Raw genomic sequence first — 16,016 nt, forward strand, 5'->3', positions numbered from 1 at the left:
TGCGGGGTCCCCCGCCGGTCCGGTACGGGTCGGCACGGTGGCGGGTGTGGCGCACCTCCGCACCGGAGCGGTCGGGGGCGGCCGGGGTCGGCCGCACCGGGCCCGGTCGTCGCGTCACCGTGTCGTCCACCGACGGACGGTCGCCCCGGGCCGGCGACCTGCGGGACGGTTCGTCGTCGGGGCCGATCCACACGCGTGCCATCGGCTCACCCCGTCATGCGCCGGTCGCCGGGTACCGCCAGTACCGCCAGGGCCCCCAGCGCGGCGACCGCCCCGAACGCGAAGAAGCCCCACGGGTAGGCGAGGCCCGCGGTGAGCAGCACACCGCCGAGGAGCGGCCCGCAGATCGCGCCGAGCCGGCCGATCCCGCTGGCTGCCCCGAGCGCCGAGGCCCGGGCGTGGTCCGGGTAGTGCCGGCTGACGAACGCGTAGACGAGCACCTGCGAGCTGAACACGAACACGCCCGCGAGCAGGACGCTGACGTAGATCCCGCCGCCGGGCAGCGGAACCGCGAGCAGCGCCAGGAAGACCGCGCCCGCGGCGAACCAGCCGACCGTCGCCGTGCGCAGCCCGATCCGGTCGGCGACCCGGCCCGCGACGAGCAGACCGACGATCGCGCCGACGTTCAGTACGAGCAGCTGGGCCAGCGCCGCGTCGAGCCCGTACCCGGCGACCCGCATGATCTGCGGCAGCCAGGTGTTGAGGCCGTAGACCAGCAGCAGCCCCATGAACGAGGCGACCCAGAACGCCACCGACGAGCGCAGGTAGCCGTCGCGGACGAGCTGGGCGACCGGGTTGCGCGACCGCGGCCCGGCCGGTGCGGCCGTCGCGCGGGCCTCGGCGGGCAGCGTGTCCGGCAGGTACCGGGCCAGCAGCGGGACCAGCACGATCGCCGGGAGCGCGCCGAGCACGAACATGGGCCGCCAGCCCCAGACCGGGATGACCAGGATCCCGAGCAGCGAGGTCGCGACGGCGCCGACGTGGTAGCCGGTCATCAGGGTCGTGGTCGCGCTGCCGCCGCGCCCGGGCCTGCTGTGCTCGTTCACCATCGCCAGCGCCACCGGCAGCACCCCGCCGAGGCCGAGCCCGGCCAGGAAGCGCAGCGCGCCGAACGTCCACGGACCGGTCGCGACCGCGCACAGCAGCGTCAGCACGGAGAACGCGACGACGGTCGCCAGCATCGCCCGGCGCCGTCCGACGAGGTCGGCGAGCGGGCCCGCCGAGAGGGCGCCGGCCATCACACCGAGCAGCCCGGCGGTGGACACCAGCGACGCCGTCGCCGGGGTCAGGCCCCAGGCGGGCTCCTCCAGCAGCGACGGCAGCACGACGCCGAGCACCACCAGGTCGAAGCCCTCGAGCGCCACCGCCGCCCAGCACAGTGGGGCCACCCAGCCCCCGTGGCGGACGGCGTCGGGGGCGGTGGTGGGTCCGCGGGCGGGGTCGGGCCGTGACGTCTGCGCCATCCGGGAGCCTCCTTGCGTCTCGGGTGGCGCGGAGTCTGGACCGTCAGGCCGGTGCGCGGGCCGACTCTTCCGCAGAGCGGAAGGACCCGCCGGGAACCGGTCCGGTCGCCGGACGCAGCAGCGACCACCAGGTCACCAGGAGCACCGCCGTGTAGAGCGCCCGCCCGAGCGGGGTCGCCCAGCCGCCGTCGGCCCACAGGTCCGACCAGCTCACCGGGACGACGGCGAGACACCCGACCGCGACGACGACCCGGCGGCGGGTGTCCCCCGCCTCCCCGGACGCGACGAGCGCCAGCAGCCCGGGCACGAGCAGCAGCAGGTAGTTGTGCCAGGCGATCGGCGCGGCCAGCAGACCGGTGGCGAGCACCGCGAACAGCGCCGTCCCGCCCGGGTCGGTGCCCGCGGCCGGGCCCGCTCCGTACCGGCGGGTACGCCGCCCGAGGTGGACGAGCGTGCCGACCGCGACCCCCGCGCCCACGAGGGTCCCGACGACGGTCGGGATCCCCCAGCGCAGCGCCTGGCCCGGGAGCGACGCGTTGTCCGGGGTGGGGCCGACCGGCTCGGCCAGCGCCATCGCCAGCCACTGGAACGCCGTCGGCCACCCGGCGACGGCGACGCCGACGAGCGTCGCGACCGCCGCGGCGGCGATCCCGGCCGCGAACGGCCGCCACCGGGCCTGCACGGCGGGGAGCAGCAGCACCGGCGCGAGCGAGGGCTTGAGGGCGACCGTCACGCCGTAGCAGGCGGCGGCCAGCAGCGGGTGCCCGCGCCGTTCGGCGACCCAGCCCGCGGTCAGCCCGGCCAGCAGCAGCGGATAGATCTGGCCCAGCAGCAGCGTCCCGTGCAGCGGCGACGACGCCAGCACCACCACGAGCGCGCCGGTCGTCCAGCGGCGGCCCAGCCGCAGCTCCCGGCAGACCAGCAGCACCGACCCGGCGACGAGCAGCACCGACAGCGCCGTCAGCAGCCGGTAGCCGGTGACCGGGTCGGGCAGGGCCAGCGGCGCGAGCAGCACCGACAGCAGCGGCGGGTTGAGGTTGTGCAGGCGGGCGCCGGTGTCGTAGATCGCGGCGCTGCCCGGGCCGTGCCGGACCAGCGCGTACGCGGAGGCGCGGAAGGTGTCGAAGTCGACGTGCATCCGCGCGATGTCGGTCGCCGGGATCCAGCGCAGCAACGGCGGGCCGCCCAGCAGGAAGAGCAGTGCCGCGGTCACCAGCGCGGCGACGGCGACGACCGGCGCCACCGGCCGGGCGAGGCGGTGCACGGCGTCGCGCACCGTGCGCGCCCGCCGCGCCGTCCGCCCGGTCCACCCCGTGCGCACGGGGTCCGCCGCGGCGGGGCCCGACCGGAGGTCCGCGGTCATTGCGTGTCCCGCCGACCGGCCGATGCCGACCCGGTCCTCGTGGGCACCGTCTCCGGCGGCCGCGGGGTCCGCAGGCGGACCTCCGGCGGCCGGTGGGTCATCGGGGCGGGGTCCGGCTCAGAACAGGGCGCGGGCGAGCGCGCGCCGGGCCGTGGCGACCCGCGGGTCGTCGGCCGGGAAGAGCTCGAAGAGCCCGACGAGGTGCCCGCGGGCCCGGTCACGGTCCTCGCCCCCGGTCCGGGCGACGGTGGCGACCAGCCGGGTGAAGGCGGCCTCGACCCGGTCGGCGGCCAGCTCGGCGTCGGCCGCGGCGAGCTGGGCGTCGACGTCGTCGGGCGCGGCGTCCGCCCGCTCGATCGACGACGGGTCGGCCTGCTCGGCGCGGGCGAGGAAGCGGACCTGCGCCAGCGCCGCCTTCGCCTGCTCGTTGGCGGGCTCGGTGTCGAGGATCGCGGTGTAGGCGGCCTCGGCGGCGGCGTAGTCACCCTGTTCCAGGGCGTCCTCGGCGGCGGTGAAGCGCGGGTCCTCGGGCTCCTCGACAGGCTCGTCCGAACCGGCCGCGGCCGCCCGGCGCTCCCCCTCGGCGATGGCGGGCATCCGGTCGCGCAGCGCGTCGAGCAGGGACGTCACCCACTCGGCGACCCGGTCCTCGGGGATCGCGCCGTTGACCGCGTCGACCGGCTGACCGCCGACGAGCACGACCAGCATCGGGACCTGCTGCACGCCGAAGGCCTGGGCGACCCGGGGCTGGGTGTCGATGTCGACCCGGGCCAAGCGCCAGGCGCCGCCGCCGGTCGAGGCGAGCCGCTCCAGCTCGGCCGACAGCTGCTCCTCGCGCGGATAACGGCTGGCCCACAGCTCGACGACGACCGGGACCTGCAGCGACGGCTCGAGGACCTCGTTCTGGAAGCCCTGCTCGGTCGCGTCGACGACCCAGGAGCCCTCGCCCCCGCCGGGCGCGGGCGGAGCACCCGCGCCGCCGCCGGACGGGGCGGGACGGTTCGCCGCATCGGCACGGGCCTTCAGCCCGGAGAGGTCGACTGCCCCGGCCATGGCCGAGGACATCGCCGCACGCTGGGCCGCCTGACGAGGATCTGGGCGAGACACGCCGTCCATCCTGGCACGTCCGGGTGTCCGGCGTGACACGCCCCGCCCGGTGACACGCGCCCCCGCGCGACGCGTGCGCCACCGGCCGGTCGGCGTCATCCCCTCGCCGGCTCGGGCCCTCGTCCGCTCCCGGCCCGTCCCCTCCCCACCCCGGACAACGCTGCTCCGTCCGGCCGCCCCTGCGCCGTTCGGTCGCCGGCCCGGCCCCCGGTACCGGGCCGCACGGCCGACGGCGGGGACGACGGCGCTCCCACGATCACCGGACCGGCGGAGCAACACCGGGCGTCGTCACTCGTTGAACACCCTGCAGGGACTCGATGCTGACTCTGCGTGACCGCGGCGGGGCGTTCCCCCGGTTGCCCCACCCCGCGGTTCCCTTCCCCGACAGAACGACCGCCGGCACCCCGGCGCACAACGGAGGGCTCCAACCCGATGAGCAACATGCAGACGACCGACAAGCCGACCCTGGCCTACGCGTCGCTGGCGCTGGGCATCATCGCGATCGCCGCGTTCCTCGTCCCGATCGCCGCCTGGATCCTGGGTGCCGCGGGCCTGGTCACCGGCTTCCTCGCCTACCGTAAGCCGGGCATGGCCAAGCTCGCCCAGATCGGCATGACCGTCAGCTTCGTCGGGATCCTCGCCGGCGTGTACTACTTCTCGACGATCATGGCGGGCTGACGACGGCCCTCCTCGCGGTACGCCGCGACGACGACACGGCCTCCGGACCCGGTCCGGGCGCCCGACGGCCGGTGACGGGTCTCCCGTCACCGGCCGTCGTCGTCCCGGCCACCGGCGCTCCGGTGACCCCGCCCCGGTGCGCGTCGGCCGGCAGGGCCCGTCGTCAGGCCGGCGCGGCGAGCCCGGCCAGCAGCTCCGCCGTCTCCTCCGGCCGGGTGAGCATCGGGAAGTGCCCGCCCGCGAGCTCCACGAGCCGCGCGCCGACCCGGTCCGCCTCCCGCCGTCCCGCGACGGGGCTGACGACCCGGTCCTCCGCGCACACCACCGACACCGTCGGCACCGCGGGCCACGACGACACCGGGCACGGCTCGGCGAGCAGCGACCAGTCCTGCAGGCGCAGCTCCGCCGCCGCGTCCGCGACCACGGCCCGCCCGTCGCGTCCCGCCGCGTCGAGCTCGTCGGCGACGCCCCGGTAGAGCCCGTCGGCGACGGTCCGTGCGTCCGGCCAGTACGTGCTGACCCCCGGGCCGCGACGGACCTCCGCGTCGTAGCCGGCGACCATCAGGTCGCGCTCGGCACGCATCCGGTCCCGGTAGGGACGACCCGGCTCGGGGACGAGCGCCGCGACCAGGACCAGCGCCCGGACGCGGTCGGCGATCCGGCCGGCGGCCGCGGTGGCCACGAGGCCGCCGAGCGAGTGGCCGACCAGCACGAGCGGCGGACCGTCGCCCCGGTGACCGGGCCCGCCCGGCCCGTCGCCGGCCCCGGACAGGACCGCGCCGACGAGCTCGGCGTGGCCGACCCCCGGCTCGTCGGACGGGAGGTCCGGCGCGACCGCCGCCACACCCCGGGCCGCCAGTGCCTCGGCCACCGGCGCCCACGACACCCCGCGGTGCCAGGCGCCGTGGACCAGCACGACCCGTGCCGGACCGGGTCCCCCGGCCCCCGGTCCGGCCGGGGCGCTCACGCGCCGCCCCCGCGCAGGTGCTCCTCGACCCGCTCCACCTTGGCCCGCAGCTGCCCCTGGTACCCGGGCCGGATGTCGGCCTTGAGGACCAGGCTGACCCGCGGCGACACGGCGGTGACGGCCTCGACGGCGCGCTTGACCACCGCCATCCCCTCGTCCCAGGTCTCGGACTCGATCGTGGTGAACATCGAGGTGGTCTCGTTCGGCAGGCCGGACTCGCGGACCACCCGGACGGCCTCGGCGACGGCCGCACCGACGCTGCCGTCCCCGGAGTCCGATCCGGACGGGGCGATGCTGAAGGCGAAGAGCATGCCGACACCGTGCCACGCCCGGCGTACGGAACGGATCCGGTCACGGCACTTGCTAGCGTCGGGCCATGGCATCCCGCGGGTCGCTCCCCTTCGACCCGATCCAGCGTGCGGCCGAGCTCTGGGAGGAGCGGGTCGGCCCCGCGCGCACGATGGCGACGGTCACCAGCGTGATGCGGGTGCAGCAGATCCTGCTCTCCGCCGTCGACACGGCGCTGCGGCCGCACGGGCTGACCTTCGCCCGCTACGAGGCCCTGGTGCTGCTGGACTTCGCGCGCCGCGGCAGCCTCCCGATGCGGGTGATGGGCGAGCGCCTGCAGCTGCACCCGACGAGCGTGACCAACATCGTCGACCGCCTGCAGGGCGACGACCTCGTCCGGCGGATGCCGCACCCCACCGACCGCCGCGCCACCCTGGTCGAGCTGACCACCGAGGGGCGCGCCCGGCTGGAGAAGGCCACGGCCGCGGTGACCGGCATCGACTTCGGCCTGTCCGGGCTGGACCCGGCGGAGGAGGAGCAGCTGACCGCGCTGCTGCGCTCGGTGCGCCGCGCCGCCGGCGACTTCGCCTGATCCGCGCACCTCAGCCGGCCCGTCTCCGCCGTCCCGGCCCGCCCGGTGGCGGACCGCCGTGTCCCGGGCCGCGCCAGCTGCGCATCACCGATCCGCGGGGCGGCCGGGGCCACAGCATCCGCCGCACCGCGGCCCGCCCGGCCAGCGCTCCGCTGAGGCCGGACAGACCCACGCACGCCAGGTAGTCGATGAGGTCCACGGGCACGCTCCGGAGGATTCGGGGGTGGTGGTGACACGGGTTGCGTCAACGGTGTTGACCCTACGACGGGGCACCGACAGAATCGGTCGCGTGCACGCTCCACCGCCCTCTGCCGACCGGCCCTCCCCCGCCCGGCCCGGTACCGGCGCGGCGCTGCGGGCGGCGCGCGACCGGCGGGGCTGGTCCCAGTCCGAGGCGGCCCGCGCGCTGGCCGAGCTCGTCGCCGGGAGCGGCGGCACCGCGCGGGCCGCGAGCCTGAAGACCCAGCTGTCGCGCTGGGAGAACGGCCACGCCGTCCCGGACGCCGCGCACCGCGCCCTCCTCGCCGAGCTGTACGACAGCACCCCCGCCGGGCTCGGCCTCGCCGACGCGACCGGGCCGGACCCCCTCGACGGGGCGGCGCGGCTGCGCGCGGCGCTGGAGCGGGCCGCCGCCGTCGGGGAGGAGGAGCTGGACCTGCTGCGCGCCCAGTGGGCCGCCACCACCGCGCTGGACGACCGGTTGGGCACGGCCGCCGCCCACGACGCGGTGGCCGCCGTGGTCGCCCAGCTGCGCGAGCCGGCCGCGCACGCGCGGGACCCGCGCCGGGTGCGGGCGCTCACCGGGCTGCTGGCCGCGGCCGCGCTGCGGCTCGGGGACCAGGAACGCGACCGTGCCGCCCCGGACCGGGCGTGGGCGGCCTACGTCGAGGCGGAGTCCGCCGCCCTGCGAGCCGGTGACCCGGGGACCGCGGACGAGGCCCGGCACCGGCGGGAGCGGCTGCTGGCCGAGCTGCCGGCCGTCGACGCGCAGGACGGTGCTCCGGATCCGGCCGGACCGCACGGCGCCACCGGACGGCGCGCGGCCACCTCGACGGGCGCCGCCGGGCCCGGGGACGAGACCGGGGACGAGACCGGGCACAGCGGCGAGACCGGGCACAGCGGCGGGACCGGGGACAGCGGCGGGACCGGACGGGCCGGCCCCGGGCCCTGCCCGACCGTCGACGTCCACACCGCGCCCGGGTGGCTCACCGTCGCCGACGGCCCGCCGCAGAGGCCGGTCCGCGAGCGCACCGACCTCGCCCTGGACGAGGTGCTCACCGCCCTGCGCGACGGCGACGGCCCCGCCGCGCGGGCCGCCCACGCCCGGGCCCGGGCACTCGCCCTGCGCAGCGGGTCGCAGCGCGTCCTCGACCGGCTCGCGACGCTGCCCGGGGCCACGCCCCCCTGACCGGGGTACCGGCTCAGCCCGACTGTTCCAGCAGCTCGTCGGCGGCGGCCCACGGGTCCAGCTCGCCGCCCAGCACCCGCTCGGTGAGGGTGTCGAGCGCGTCGCCGCCACGCACCCGTTCCATCCGGGCCCGGACCTGTTCCATCCCGATGCCCTCGATCTCGCGGCGCGCCCGCTCGCGGCGCCGCCGTTCCCGTTCACCGGACTTCTCGGCCCAGGCGAGGTGCTCGTCGAGGGCGTCGGCGACGGCCCCGATCCCCTCCGAGCGGGACGCGACCGTCGAGAGCACCGGCGGCTCCCACGGCTCGGCGCCGATGCTCGTTCCGCCTGCGCTCCTCTCGGCACCGTCCGGCGTGCGCAGGTGCAGCATGTTCCGCAGCTCGCGCACCGTGCGGCGGGCCCCCTCGCGGTCGGCCTTGTTGACCACGAAGACGTCGCCGATCTCCAGGATCCCGGCCTTGGCCGCCTGGATGCCGTCGCCCATCCCGGGCGCGAGCAGCACGACGGTGCTGTCGGCGAGCCCGACGATCTCCACCTCGGACTGCCCGACACCGACGGTCTCGATCAGCACGACGTCGCAGCCCGCCGCGTCGAGTACCCGCAGGGCCTGCGGCGTCGCCCAGGACAGCCCGCCCAGGTGCCCGCGGGTGGCCATCGACCGGATGAAGACGCCGTCGTCGTCGGCGTGGTCGCCCATCCGCACCCGGTCGCCCAGCAGCGCCCCGCCGCTGAACGGTGAGGACGGGTCCACCGCCAGCACCCCGACCCGGCGTCCGCGCGTCCGCAGCTCGGTGACCAGCGCCGACGTCGACGTCGACTTGCCCACCCCCGGGGACCCGGTCAGCCCGACGACGTGCGCGCGCCCGGTGTGCGGCGACAGCGCCGCCGACACCTCCCGCAGCTGCGGGCCGGCGTTCTCCACCATCGAGATGAGCCGGGCGACGGCGAGCTGTTCGCCGCGGCGGGCGCGTTCCACCAGGTCGCGGGGGTCCGGCGGTCCGGGCACGGTCGGCCTCCTTGTCGGGGGGCGGATGCACGTCGGCCCCCGCCGAGGCGGGGGCCGACGCGGACTACACGGAGATCAGGCCTTGGGGACGCGCACGATCAGCGCGTCGCCCTGGCCACCGCCGCCGCACAGCGCGGCCGCACCGACGCCGCCACCGCGCGCCTTGAGCGCGAGCGCCAGGTGCAGCGCGATCCGCGCGCCGGACATGCCGATCGGGTGGCCGAGGGCGATGGCGCCGCCGTCGACGTTCACCTTCTCCTCGTCGATGCCGAGCTTGCGGGCGGAGACGATGCCGACCGCGGCGAACGCCTCGTTGATCTCGATGAGGTCGAGGTCGGCGGGCTGGATGCCCTCCTTCTCGCACGCCTTGGCGATCGCGTTCGCGGGCTGCTCGTGCAGCGAGGCGTCCGGACCGGCGACGACGCCGTGCGCGCCGATCTCGGCGATCCAGTCCAGGCCCAGCTCCTCGGCCTTGGCCTTGCTCATCACGACCACGGCGGCCGCGCCGTCGGAGATCTGCGAGGCCGACCCCGCGGTGATGGTGCCGTCGGCGGCGAAGGCGGGGCGGAGCTTGCCGAGGCCCTCGGCGGTGGTGTCGCCGCGCACGCCCTCGTCGGTCGAGAAGACGACCGGGTCGCCCTTGCGCTGCGGGATCTCGACCGGGGCGATCTCCTGGTCGAACGTGCCGTCCTGCGCGGCGCGGGCTGCGCGCTGGTGCGAGCGGGCGGAGAAGGCGTCCTGCTCCTCGCGGGTCAGGCCGTAGCGCTCGTTGTACTTCTCGGTGGAGGCGCCCATCGCGACCTGGTCGAACGCGCAGAACAGACCGTCGTAGGCCATGTGGTCGGTGAGGGTGGCGTCACCGAACTTGGTGCCCTCGCGGGACTTGGTGAGCAGGTGCGGGGCCTGGGTCATCGACTCCTGGCCACCGGCGACGACGATGTCGAACTCGCCGGCGCGGATGAGCTGGTCGGCCAGCGCGATGGCGTCGACACCGGACAGGCAGACCTTGTTGATGGTCAGCGCCGGGACGTCCATCGGGATGCCGGCCTCGACGGCGGCCTGACGCGCCGGGATCTGTCCCGCGCCGGCGGTGAGGACCTGCCCCATGATCGTGTACTGGACCTGGTCGGGGGCCACACCGGCGCGCTCGAGCGCGGCCTTGATGGCCACGCCGCCCAGCTGGGCCCCGGAGAAGCCCTTCAGGGAGCCGAGCAGACGGCCCATCGGGGTGCGGGCGCCGGCGACGATCACGGTTCCGGACACGGGGTCCTCCATCAGGCTTCGTTGTCAGGTGGGCCGCCACCATACCCACGGCCACGACCCGTCCGGACGCACCGAACGGTGGGGGTGACCAGTGGCACAGGCACCTACCGACGAGTAGAACCGGTAGCTTCTGCCCCCATGACGACAACCGAGGACGCCCTGTCGCCGCTGGTCGTGGCCGTGGACCACGTGGGCATCGCGGTGCCCGACCTGGACGAGGCCATCCGCTGGTACGCGGAGAACCTGGGCCTGGTCGCGGTGCACACCGAGACCAACACCGAGCAGGGCGTGCGCGAGGCCATGCTCGGGGCGCCCGGCGAGGCGGCCGGCGCCACGAAGGTGCAGCTGCTCGCCCCGCTGAACGAGGACTCGACGATCGCGAAGTTCATCGGCCGCAACGGCCCGGGGCTGCAGCAGGTCGCCTACCGGGTCACCGACGTCGCCGCCGCGGCGGACGCGCTGCGGGCGAAGGGCCTGCGCCTGCTCTACGACGCCCCCCGCCGCGGCACGTCGAACTCGAAGGTCAACTTCGTGCACCCGAAGGACGCCGGCGGGGTGCTGGTCGAGCTCGTCGAGCCGGCCGCGGACGCGCACTGACGGACGACGCACGACCCCGTCCCGAAGGACAGTACGGACGTCCGGTGGGGTGCATCACGAAGCGCACTTCGGGTATCACCCTCACCGGCGACCTACGGTTAAGATACTACGCAGTAACTTGCGGTATCCCAAGCATCATCGGGTGAGCCCACCCGACTCCCCTGACAACGTCGCCATCGGAGGCCAGCAGTGAAGGACATCCGCGACGCCATCCTCGCCGGACGGTTCACCGACGTCGGAGGCCTGGAGGTGCCCGAGCACTACCAGGGCGTCACCGTCCGCGCCGAGGACGCGGACATGTTCGAGGGTCTGACCACCAAGGAGAAGGACCCGCGCAAGAGCCTGCGCGTCGAGGACGTCCCGGTCCCCGAGCTCGGCCCCGGTGAGGCGCTCGTGGCCGTCATGGCCAGCGCGATCAACTACAACACCGTCTGGACCTCGATCTTCGAGCCGGTCTCGACGTTCAGCTTCCTCAAGCGCTACGGCAAGCTCTCGCCGCTGGCCAAGCGGCACGACCTGCCCTACCACGTGGTCGGCTCCGACCTCGCCGGCGTCGTCGTGCGGACCGGGCCGGGCGTGAACAGCTGGAAGCCGGGCGACCAGGTCGTCGCGCACTGCCTCTCGGTCGAGCTGGAGAGCCCGGACGGGCACTCCGACACGATGATGGACCCGGAGCAGCGCATCTGGGGCTTCGAGACCAACTTCGGCGGCCTCGCCGAGCTGGCCCTGGTCAAGTCCAACCAGCTGATGCCGAAGCCGGACCACCTCACCTGGGAGGAGGCCGCGTCCCCGGGCCTGGTCAACTCCACCGCCTACCGCCAGCTGGTGTCGAAGAACGGCGCCGACATGAAGCAGGGCGACGTCGTGCTGATCTGGGGCGCCTCCGGCGGCCTCGGCTCCTACGCCACCCAGTTCGCCCTCAACGGCGGCGCCACCCCGATCTGCGTCGTCTCCTCGGAGGAGAAGGCCCAGATCTGCCGCGACATGGGCGCGGAGCTGGTCATCGACCGCAACGCCGAGGGCTACAAGTTCTGGAAGGACGAGACCACCCAGGACCCGAAGGAGTGGAAGCGGCTCGGCGCGAAGATCCGCGAGCTCACCGGCGGCGAGGACCCTGACATCGTCTTCGAGCACCCGGGCCGCGAGACCTTCGGCGCCTCGGTCTACGTCACCCGCAAGGGCGGCCAGATCGTCACCTGCGCCTCGACCTCGGGCTACATGCACGAGTTCGACAACCGCTACCTGTGGATGAACCTCAAGCGGATCGTCGGCTCGCACTTCGCGAACTACCGCGAGGCCTACGAGGCCAACCGGCTCGTCGCCAAGGGCATGATCCACCCGACGCTGTCGCGGGTGTACCCGCTGACCGAGACCGGCCAGGCCGCCAACGACGTCAAGCAGAACCTCCACCAGGGCAAGGTCGGCGTGCTCGCGCTGGCTCCCGAGGAGGGACTCGGTGTCACGAACCCGGAGAAGCGCGAGAAGCACCTGTCCGGCATCAACCGGTTCCGCGGCGTCTGACCCCCGATCGGTCGTCCGGAGGCCCCGTCCGTGTCACACGGACGGGGCCTCTGTCCATAGCGGGGTGAACCCCGTGACCCTCGGTGCGAACTCACGTCTGTGGAACGTCGGCGACGGTACGGTGAACGACATGGCCGGTGACCACGATGTGCCCGTACCCCGGACCGGTTTCTCGATCGCGCGCCGCGGCTACGACCAGGCGCAGGTCGACAGCCACCTGCGCCGGCTCGACGCCGAGGTACGCATGCTGGCGGCCGACCGTGACGCGGCGGTCGCCCAGAACACCCGGCTGAGCCGCGAGCTCGACGACGCCCGTACCCGCGCCGAGGCCATGCAGCAGCAGGTCAACCGGCTCGCCGGCCCGCCGCAGAGCGTGCAGGGCATGAGCGAGCGGCTCCGGTCGATGCTGCGTCTCGCCGAGGACGAGGTCGCCGAGATGCACGCCGCGGCGAACCGCGAGATCGCCGAGCAGCGCCGCCGGGCCGAGGAGCACGCCCGCGCCGTCGTCGAGGACGCGCGCGTCCGGGCCGAGCAGACGGTCGCACAGGCCGAGGCCACGGCCGCGGAGGCCGCGCACCGGACCGCCGAGCGGGAGCGCGCCGCCGAGGAGAAGCAGTCCCGCGTCGAGCGGGAGCTGGCGGCGCTGCGTGAGCGCACCGAGGCCGAGCTCGCCGAGCGGCGGCGCGTCACCGAGGCCGAACTGGCCGAGCAGCGCACGACGACCGAGCGCGACCTCGCCGAGCAGCGCAGCACCACCGAGCGCGAGCTCACCGAGGCCGAGCGCACCGTCACCGCCCGGATCACCCGCGCCGACACCGAGGCCCGGGAGAACCGCGAGCAGGTCGAGCACGACTTCCGGATCGCGATGGACCAGCGCCGTGCCGAGGCGCTGACCTCGCTGTTCGCCGAGCGCGACGCGCTCGAGGCCGACATCTCGCGCCGTGAGCGCGAGGCCGCCGAGCGGATCCGCCGTGACCTGGACCAGGCCCGCACCGACGGCGAGAAGATCCGGTCCGACGCCCGCCGGGACGCGGAGGAGACCACCTCCGCCGCCCAGCGCCGCGTCGAGCAGCTCATCGGGCTGCGCGCCCGGGTCGCCGAGCAGCTGCGTGGCGCGCGGTCGCTCATCGAGTCCGGCGTCGACGACCTCGATGCGGGCCCGGCCCTGGCCGACCTGCCCGCCGACGGGCCGCCCGCGGGGCAGGCCCCCGTCGAGCAGCCCGCGGCCGGGACCGCCGAGCCGCCGACCACCGTGGCTCCCACGGCGCCGGGCGCGGCCGACACCCCCCCGAGCACGCCCCGCACGGTCGAGGAGGCCGTCGCGGCGACGGAGCGCCAGCCCGCCGCCGCGGGGAGCGAGCCGGAGCCCCCGGCCGGGCCGACGGGCAGCGGGAGCTCCGGGTCCGACCGCCCCCGGCCCTCGCCGCGGGCCCGCAGCAGCTACGGCGGCAGCAAGCGCACCGCACGCACCCGCTGAGCGGGACCCGTCCGCGCGGCGCGGTACGGCCGGGAACCGGCCCCGCGCGGCGCGGAGCCGCCGGGAACCGCACCGCGCCGCTCGGTACCACCGGGAACCGGCACCGTGCCGTTCGGTACCGCCGGGAACCGGCACCGCGCCGCTCAGTGCCGCCGGAAGCCCGCCCGCCGACGGTCGCGCGCGTTCCAGCACGGCAGGTGCCAGTGCCGCCGCTCCTCGACCCCGCGGCCGTCCTCGGCGGGCCAGGTCACCACGTGCGGCATCCCCGAGGGCAGCAGCTGGTCGCAGCCGGGGCACCGGTAGTGCTTCACGGTGGTGCCGCCCGGCACCCGGCGGACGTAGTGCTCGCCGTCGCGGCCGCTCTCCAGGTCGGTCGTCATGCCGCTGCCCAGCGGTGGCGCGACGGGACGGCCCCGCCCCCGTTCCGAGGGGCGGGGCCGTCGCGCACGCCGTCCTGCCATGCCCCCCAGTGTCCCAGGGGTGCCGGGATCCCTCAGCGCTTGGTGTAGTCCCGGAACCCGTGACCGGTCTTGCGCCCGAGCCGGCCCGCGGTGACCAGGTGCTCCAGCAGCGGCGCGGGGGCGAACCCGGCCTGGTGGAACTCGGCGTAGAGGGACTTCTCGATCGCCAGCGACACGTCGAGCCCGACGACGTCGAGCAGCTCGAACGGGCCCATCGGCAGCGCGCAGCCGGTCTTCATGGCGGCGTCGATGTCGTCGGCGGTCGCGTAGTGCGCCTCCAGCATCTTGACCGCGTCGTTCAGGTACGGGAACAGCAGCGCGTTGACGATGAACCCGGCCCGGTCACCGCAGCTGACCGGGACCTTCTTCAGCTTCTGGCACACGTCGAGGATCGTGGCGGCCACATCGCGCGAGGTGCCGATCGTGGACACCACCTCGACCAGCTTCATCACCGGTGCGGGGTTGAAGAAGTGCATGCCGATCACGTCGCCGGGGCGGCTCGTGACCGCGGCGCACTCGACGACGGGCAGCGAGGACGTCGTCGTCGCCAGGATCGCGCCCGGCTTGCAGATCTCGTCGAGCGCGCCGAACATCGCCCGCTTGACGTCGAGCTCCTCGGCGACGGCCTCGACGACGAGGTCGACCTCGGCCATGTCCTCCAGCGCGGTGGTGCCGCTGATCCGGGCGAGGACGGCGTCGCGACCCGCCTCGTCCAGCTTGCCGCGGGCGACCGCCTTGTCCAGGGACTTGCGCACCAGCGCGACCGAGCCCTCGACCTTGGAGTCGCTGCGCCCGCGGACGACGACGTCGTAGCCGGCCTTGGCGAACACCTCGACGATGCCCGAGGCCATGGTGCCGGTGCCGATCACGCCGACCCGCTGCACGTCGCGCAGGGTCACGTCGTCGGGCACGGCCGAGGCGGGGGTCTCGCCGTCGGCGACGACGGTGGAGCTGTGCGGGGCGGAGTAGGTGTAGAAGCCGCGCCCGGTCTTCCGGCCGAGCAGCCCGGCGGTGATCATCTGCTTGAACACCGGGTTCGGCGCGTGCATCAGGTTGCGCGACTCGCCGTACATCGTCTCGAGGATCTCGTAGGCGGTGTCCAGGCCGATGAGGTCGAGCAGGGCCAGCGGACCCATCGGGTAGCCGCAGCCGTAGCGCATGCCGGCGTCGAGGTCCTCGCGGCTGGCGTAGCGCTCGGCGTACATCTTCGCCGCGTGGTTCAGGTAGCCGAACAGCAGCGCGTTGGCGATGAAGCCGGCGCGGTCGCCGATGACGACCGGGACCTTGCCGAGGGAGTCGGCGAACGCCTGGACGTCGGAGATGACGTCGGGCTCGGTGACGACGGTCCGCACGACCTCGACCAGCTTCTGCACCGGTGCCGGGTTGAAGAAGTGCATCCCGACGACCTTGCCGGGGCGGGTGGTGCGCACGGCCAGCTCGGTGACCGACAGCGACGAGGTGTTCGAGGCGAGGATGGTGTCCTCGGCGACGACCTTGTCGACCTCGGCCAGCAGCGCGGTCTTGGCGTCCAGGCTCTCCGGGATGGCCTCGACGACCAGCTGCGCCGGCGCCAGGTCGGCCAGGGTGGTGGTGACGGTGATGCGACCGAGGAGCTCGTCCGCCTGCTCCCGGGTGAGCTTGCCGCGCTCGATGGCGCGGTCGGTCGAGGCCGTCAGGTGGGCCCGGCCGCGCTCTCCCGACGCCTCGTCCACCTCGACGGCGACCACGTCGAGACCGTTGCGGGCGAAGACCTCGACGATGCCCGCCCCCATCGTGCCGAGGCCGACCACTCCGACGGTCCGGAACTCACGTGTCACGCTGCAAC

General features: G+C 75.1%; 16 protein-coding genes. 6 read left to right on the forward strand and 10 right to left on the reverse strand.

Translation table 11 applies throughout. The features are described 5' to 3' along the window. Positions 1 to 206 precede the first annotated feature (206 nt). The 3 genes from MTO91_RS20990 to MTO91_RS21000 all read right to left on the reverse strand — a co-directional run bounded on the left by MTO91_RS20990 (position 207) and on the right by MTO91_RS21000 (position 3,891). Positions 207 to 1,463, reverse strand: coding sequence for an MFS transporter (locus MTO91_RS20990; protein ID WP_476652442.1), 1,257 nt, complete (start codon positions 1,461 to 1,463; stop codon positions 207 to 209). A gap of 43 nt (positions 1,464 to 1,506) precedes the next feature. Continuing rightward, positions 1,507 to 2,826, reverse strand: a complete 1,320-nt coding sequence (locus MTO91_RS20995; RefSeq protein ID WP_476652443.1) for a glycosyltransferase family 87 protein — start codon at positions 2,824 to 2,826, stop codon at positions 1,507 to 1,509. Positions 2,827 to 2,943: 117 nt separating this feature from the next. Then, positions 2,944 to 3,891, reverse strand: coding sequence for a tetratricopeptide repeat protein (locus MTO91_RS21000; RefSeq protein ID WP_476652445.1), 948 nt, complete (start codon positions 3,889 to 3,891; stop codon positions 2,944 to 2,946). Between the two features lie 474 nt (positions 3,892 to 4,365). On the opposite strand from MTO91_RS21000, the gene MTO91_RS21005 reads away from it, so the two are divergent. Continuing rightward, positions 4,366 to 4,611, forward strand: coding sequence for a hypothetical protein (locus MTO91_RS21005; RefSeq protein WP_062397308.1), 246 nt, complete (start codon positions 4,366 to 4,368; stop codon positions 4,609 to 4,611). A 163-nt stretch (positions 4,612 to 4,774) separates the two neighbouring features. Here the strand turns inward: MTO91_RS21005 and MTO91_RS21010 are convergent, their stop codons facing one another. Then, on the reverse strand, positions 4,775 to 5,578 hold the full coding sequence (locus tag MTO91_RS21010) for an alpha/beta fold hydrolase (protein WP_476652447.1): 804 nt from the start codon (positions 5,576 to 5,578) through the stop codon (positions 4,775 to 4,777). Further along, entirely contained in the window at positions 5,575 to 5,889 is a 315-nt protein-coding gene (locus MTO91_RS21015; protein ID WP_357436714.1) for a thiamine-binding protein, read from the reverse strand. Before MTO91_RS21015 ends, MTO91_RS21010 begins: the two co-directional genes overlap by 4 nt. A 65-nt stretch (positions 5,890 to 5,954) precedes the next feature. Here MTO91_RS21015 and MTO91_RS21020 point away from each other — a divergent pair, with 65 nt between their 5' ends. After that, positions 5,955 to 6,458: a MarR family winged helix-turn-helix transcriptional regulator gene (locus MTO91_RS21020; RefSeq protein ID WP_357436720.1), complete on the forward strand. Its 504-nt coding sequence runs from the start codon at positions 5,955 to 5,957 to the stop codon at positions 6,456 to 6,458. Between the two features lie 10 nt (positions 6,459 to 6,468). Here the strand turns inward: MTO91_RS21020 and MTO91_RS21025 are convergent, their stop codons facing one another. Then, positions 6,469 to 6,663 (reverse strand): hypothetical protein, encoded by a 195-nt coding sequence (locus tag MTO91_RS21025; protein ID WP_357436724.1) that lies wholly within the window; start codon positions 6,661 to 6,663, stop codon positions 6,469 to 6,471. An 84-nt stretch (positions 6,664 to 6,747) separates the two neighbouring features. Between MTO91_RS21025 and MTO91_RS21030 the strand changes: the two genes are divergently transcribed. Continuing rightward, entirely contained in the window at positions 6,748 to 7,866 is a 1,119-nt protein-coding gene (locus MTO91_RS21030) for a helix-turn-helix domain-containing protein (protein WP_476652448.1), read from the forward strand. A gap of 13 nt (positions 7,867 to 7,879) precedes the next feature. Here the strand turns inward: MTO91_RS21030 and meaB are convergent, their stop codons facing one another. Both meaB and MTO91_RS21040 read right to left on the reverse strand, forming a co-directional pair. Then, the gene (meaB, locus tag MTO91_RS21035; RefSeq protein ID WP_405415408.1) at positions 7,880 to 8,872 is read right to left on the reverse strand and encodes a methylmalonyl Co-A mutase-associated GTPase MeaB; all 993 of its coding nucleotides are present in this window, start codon (positions 8,870 to 8,872) and stop codon (positions 7,880 to 7,882) included. 75 nt (positions 8,873 to 8,947) lie between these two features. Continuing rightward, complete coding sequence (locus MTO91_RS21040) at positions 8,948 to 10,135, reverse strand: acetyl-CoA C-acetyltransferase (protein WP_208824852.1); 1,188 nt, start codon at positions 10,133 to 10,135, stop codon at positions 8,948 to 8,950. Positions 10,136 to 10,273: 138 nt separating this feature from the next. On the opposite strand from MTO91_RS21040, the gene mce reads away from it, so the two are divergent. The 3 genes from mce to MTO91_RS21055 all read left to right on the forward strand — a co-directional run bounded on the left by mce (position 10,274) and on the right by MTO91_RS21055 (position 13,730). After that, on the forward strand, positions 10,274 to 10,732 hold the full coding sequence (gene mce, locus MTO91_RS21045; RefSeq protein ID WP_062397320.1) for a methylmalonyl-CoA epimerase: 459 nt from the start codon (positions 10,274 to 10,276) through the stop codon (positions 10,730 to 10,732). 189 nt (positions 10,733 to 10,921) lie between these two features. Further along, positions 10,922 to 12,253 (forward strand): crotonyl-CoA carboxylase/reductase, encoded by a 1,332-nt coding sequence (gene ccrA / locus MTO91_RS21050; RefSeq protein ID WP_062397321.1) that lies wholly within the window; start codon positions 10,922 to 10,924, stop codon positions 12,251 to 12,253. A gap of 130 nt (positions 12,254 to 12,383) precedes the next feature. Then, complete coding sequence (locus MTO91_RS21055; protein ID WP_476652449.1) at positions 12,384 to 13,730, forward strand: hypothetical protein; 1,347 nt, start codon at positions 12,384 to 12,386, stop codon at positions 13,728 to 13,730. Between the two features lie 143 nt (positions 13,731 to 13,873). Here MTO91_RS21055 and MTO91_RS21060 read toward each other — a convergent pair whose 3' ends face one another. Further along, positions 13,874 to 14,191 (reverse strand): hypothetical protein, encoded by a 318-nt coding sequence (locus MTO91_RS21060; protein WP_062397326.1) that lies wholly within the window; start codon positions 14,189 to 14,191, stop codon positions 13,874 to 13,876. A gap of 32 nt (positions 14,192 to 14,223) precedes the next feature. Next, positions 14,224 to 16,008, reverse strand: a complete 1,785-nt coding sequence (locus MTO91_RS21065; RefSeq protein ID WP_405415401.1) for a 3-hydroxyacyl-CoA dehydrogenase family protein — start codon at positions 16,006 to 16,008, stop codon at positions 14,224 to 14,226. Positions 16,009 to 16,016: the final 8 nt, after the last annotated feature.

The sequence above is a fragment of the Pseudonocardia sp. 2-7 genome (assembly GCF_056341085.1).

Excerpts from the sequence above, each read along its gene's own strand:
- MTO91_RS20990 (WP_476652442.1), bottom strand. The coding sequence starts at position 1,463 with ATGGCGCAGACGTCACGGCCCGACCCCGCCCGCGGACCCACCACCGCC.
- MTO91_RS21060 (WP_062397326.1), bottom strand. The coding sequence starts at position 14,191 with ATGGCAGGACGGCGTGCGCGACGGCCCCGCCCCTCGGAACGGGGGCGG.
- MTO91_RS21000 (WP_476652445.1), bottom strand. The coding sequence starts at position 3,891 with ATGTCCTCGGCCATGGCCGGGGCAGTCGACCTCTCCGGGCTGAAGGCC.
- MTO91_RS21020 (WP_357436720.1), top strand. The coding sequence starts at position 5,955 with ATGGCATCCCGCGGGTCGCTCCCCTTCGACCCGATCCAGCGTGCGGCC.
- MTO91_RS21005 (WP_062397308.1), top strand. The coding sequence starts at position 4,366 with ATGAGCAACATGCAGACGACCGACAAGCCGACCCTGGCCTACGCGTCG.
- mce (WP_062397320.1), top strand. The coding sequence starts at position 10,274 with ATGACGACAACCGAGGACGCCCTGTCGCCGCTGGTCGTGGCCGTGGAC.
- MTO91_RS21015 (WP_357436714.1), bottom strand. The coding sequence starts at position 5,889 with ATGCTCTTCGCCTTCAGCATCGCCCCGTCCGGATCGGACTCCGGGGAC.
- MTO91_RS21055 (WP_476652449.1), top strand. The coding sequence starts at position 12,384 with ATGGCCGGTGACCACGATGTGCCCGTACCCCGGACCGGTTTCTCGATC.
- MTO91_RS20995 (WP_476652443.1), bottom strand. The coding sequence starts at position 2,826 with ATGACCGCGGACCTCCGGTCGGGCCCCGCCGCGGCGGACCCCGTGCGC.